Origin of the sequence: Paracoccus sp. S4493 (genome assembly GCF_000967735.1) — a bacterium.
GTDB classification, from domain to species: Bacteria; Pseudomonadota; Alphaproteobacteria; order Rhodobacterales; family Rhodobacteraceae; genus Paracoccus; species Paracoccus marcusii.
In genome coordinates this window covers 1-541 of record NZ_JXYF01000355.1, presented here as the reverse complement: position 1 = coordinate 541, position 541 = coordinate 1, and the positions used below count along the sequence as shown (strand labels likewise).

Genomic DNA, 541 nt, shown 5'->3' with positions numbered 1-541 from the left:
CCTGCCGCTGGACCGTGTCCCCGAGGGCCGGGACGAGGACGACAATGTCGAGCTGCGCCGGTGGGGCACGCCTGCGGCCCTGGACTTTGCCCCGGTCGAGCATTTCCAGATCCCCGGCGTCGTGCCGGGCATGGATTTTCAGACTGGCGCCAAGCTGTCCGGCAGCCGCTTCGTCGTGCTGAAGGGGGCGGTCGCGCGCATCCATCGCGCACTGGCGCAGTTCATGGTCGACCTGCATGTCGACCAGCACGGGCTGGAGGAGACCTGGACCCCCGTCTTGGTGCTGGAACAGATGATGCTGGGCACCGGCCAGCTGCCCAAGTTCGGAGAAGACAGCTATCTGACCCGCGAAGGGTACTGGCTGATCCCCACATCCGAGGTGACGCTGACCAACACGGTCAACGGCGACCTGCTGGACCAGGCCGCCCTGCCCCGCCGCATGGTCGCGCACAGCCAGTGCTTCCGATCCGAGGCAGGCAGCGCGGGCCGCGACACCACCGGCATGCTGCGCCAGCACCAGTTCGAGAAGGTCGAGATGGTG

General features: G+C 67.7%; 1 protein-coding gene. It reads left to right on the top strand.

Annotated features, from left to right (window positions below; all coding sequences use genetic code 11):
* Positions 1 to 541: aminoacyl--tRNA ligase-related protein (locus TW83_RS17705; protein WP_045984108.1), on the top strand; the 541-nt coding region annotated here is incomplete at both ends.